This is a genomic window from Corallococcus sp. 4LFB (assembly GCF_046520365.1).
In the GTDB taxonomy this organism is placed as follows: domain Bacteria; phylum Myxococcota; class Myxococcia; order Myxococcales; family Myxococcaceae; genus Corallococcus; species Corallococcus caeni.
Map to the genome: position 1 here is coordinate 1 of NZ_JBKGHJ010001018.1, position 1,258 is coordinate 1,258.

Consider the following 1,258-nt stretch of genomic DNA (forward strand, 5'->3'; position numbering starts at 1 on the left):
CCCGCCCAGGCGCCAGCCGGCCAAGGCGGCCCCCGCCAAGCCCTCCCCGAAGCGCCGCTAGGGGACCAGGCGGGGCCAGTCCCGGACAAGCACCGCGCGGGGAATATGGCCTCTCCGGGGGGATTGCATTATCCCTCGGCTCCCCTATGCGCACCTTCCGTCGCGGCCTGACCGCGCTAGCACTCGTCGCCGGACTCACCGGCTGCCCCCGGCCCTCCTCCGTCGTCGCGCCCCACGTGCTCGAGTCCGCCGCCGAGCGCGCCGGTCAGGCTGACGCGGCGGCGCGCCCGCTCGCGTTCGCGGGCTTCCACGCCTACCTCGTCGCGGGCGACGTGAAGCTCGCGCAGCAGCGCTTCGACGCCGCCGTGCAGAAGGACCCGGGCGACCCATACGCCCTGGAGGGGCAGGCGCTGCTGGCCCGGCGCAACGGCCAGTCCGACCGCGCGCTCGCCGCGTCGGTGGAGCTGGTGAAGCGCGCCCCGCGCCACCCGGTGGCCGTCATCGCCGCCCGCTACATGCTGGACCGCGTGGGCACGTCGCGCGCGGAGGACGACACCATTCTCAAGGGCGTGGACGCCGCGCTCGCCGCGGGGGCCCGGGGTGAGACGGCCTACCTGCTGCGCCGCCGCGCGCCTGGCGGTGGCCAGCCTGCGCGCGGACACGGCCACCCAGGCCCAGACGCTCAAGGACCTGGGCGGCGCGAGCGAGGCCACGCTGGTGGGGCCCTTCTCGCCCTTCCACGTGCTGGCCATCGACGAGCCCATCGCGCCGGAGAAGGACGGCTCGTTCGCGGGCCCCTTCACGGGCGCGTACGGCGCGCTCGCGGCGCGCACGGTGCGCTCGCCGGACGGCCGGCTGGACCTGGCCGGCGAGCCCGGGCACGGGGACATGTACGCGCTGGGCATCGACGCGGAGGTGGCGCAGGCCGGCGTGTACGTGCTGCGCACGGTGAGCCAGACGTCGCACCGCGTGCTGATGGACGGCGCCCCCGTGCTGGAGCGCCGGGACTGGGCGCGCACCGCGTCCACGGTGAGCGTGCGCGCGCTGGAGCTGCCGGCGGGCAAGCACCGCTTCGTGGTGAAGATGTCCCGCGACAACACCCAGGGCGGCCTCTCCTTCGCGCTGATGAAGGCGGACGGCAGCCCCGCCGGGGTGCGCCTCACCGCCGCCACCGGGCCCGCGCCGCGCTGGGACGCGAGCGCCCCGGACGAGGTGGAGGCCCCGGACATGTACCCGGGCGCGGAGGACCTGGCCCGGG

General features: G+C 76.6%; 1 protein-coding gene and 1 pseudogene. One reads left to right on the forward strand and one right to left on the reverse strand.

All coding sequences use genetic code 11. The features are described 5' to 3' along the window. Positions 1–176 precede the first annotated feature (176 nt). Positions 177–488, reverse strand: coding sequence for a hypothetical protein (locus ACLEQD_RS43680; protein WP_410391834.1), 312 nt, complete (start codon positions 486–488; stop codon positions 177–179). Between the two features lie 112 nt (positions 489–600). Here ACLEQD_RS43680 and ACLEQD_RS43685 point away from each other — a divergent pair. Beyond that, positions 601–1,258: pseudogene (locus ACLEQD_RS43685) on the forward strand (hypothetical protein); the annotation flags it as partial.